Origin of the sequence: Moorena sp. SIO3B2, assembly GCF_010692525.1 — a bacterium.
GTDB lineage: Bacteria > Cyanobacteriota > Cyanobacteriia > Cyanobacteriales > Coleofasciculaceae > Moorena > Moorena producens.
In genome coordinates this window covers 1-1,144 of the sequence record NZ_JAAHHE010000957.1, presented here as the reverse complement: position 1 = coordinate 1,144, position 1,144 = coordinate 1, and the positions used below count along the sequence as shown (strand labels likewise).

The window sequence follows — 1,144 nt, the reverse complement described above, 5'->3', positions numbered from 1 at the left end:
TATTCTCTTAGATTGTCGCGCGGGCAGGATGCCAGTTTCATGCTTATTGTCGCGCGGGCAGGATGCCCACTCTACTTCTATGGATTTGAAGACTGAGGCAACAGGATCTCTTGTGCTTGTTTTATGATCGACTGCATCAAGAAAGAATCAAATCTTATTACTACTCCCTACTCCCTACTCCCTACTCCCTACTCCCTCCAAGCGCAAAAAATGCATATTTCCCCCTTCATCCCCTGCGACAATGGTGACATCATCTGGTGCAACGGCACAACAGTTGATCGCACTTTCTCCAGTAAACGTAGCAATAACTTCCCTAGTCTCGAAATCCCAGACTTGGAGTGTTTTATCGGAGGATGCAGAAATTACTAGCTTACCGTTGGATGTTACTTTGATCCGATTTATGGAGTCGGTATGACCTGTAAAGGTAAAGATTTCCTCTCGCTTTTCCAAATCCCAAATTTTGATAGTCTTATCTTTGGAGCCAGACACGACGTAGTTACCATCAGGGGTTACGGCGAGAGTATTGACTGAATCACCATGACCTTTAAGGGTGAAACATTCCTTTCTAGTTTCTAGATTCCAAAGTTTGATGGTTTTATCCTTGGAGCCAGAAACCAAATACTTACCATCTGGGGTGATAGCTAAACTAGTTATTTCATTGTCATGACCTTTGAGGACAAAACGTATTTTTTTGGTTTCGAGATGCCAAACTTCAATAGTGCTGTTAGTTGAACCAGCAATTACATAGTTGCCATCTGGGGTGATTGATAGAGTTGTTGCGGAATCATAAAATATGAAGGTTATTATATAATATAGTATTTTATCCAATACATAAAAAAATGCACTTAATAATAATAACAAAAATAAAAATACAAGCCAAAATGACAAGAAATATTTAATATATAAAAATAAAAAATATATAAAAATTGATAGGAAAACAATAGATATCAATAAAATTAAATAAAGATAATAATATTGATAAATTGACATTAAATCGAAATCGAAAATTCTCTTATTTTTACGGTAATTCCAGACAGTCAAAAATTGATAAGATGACGGTATTTGATTAGTTATACAAACCAACAAGTTATTGGATGCAATACCTAGCCCAATAATTTGATTGGTTTCAGAAGCTTGACTTAAT

The 1,144-nt window shown here is 36.1% G+C and carries 1 protein-coding gene; it reads right to left on the bottom strand.

Features of this window, described 5'->3' with window-relative positions; all coding sequences use genetic code 11:
* Nucleotides 1-174: 174 nt before the first annotated feature.
* Nucleotides 175-828 (bottom strand): WD40 repeat domain-containing protein, encoded by a 654-nt coding sequence (locus F6K38_RS42680; protein ID WP_287360952.1) that lies wholly within the window; start codon nt 826-828, stop codon nt 175-177.
* Nucleotides 829-1,144: the final 316 nt, after the last annotated feature.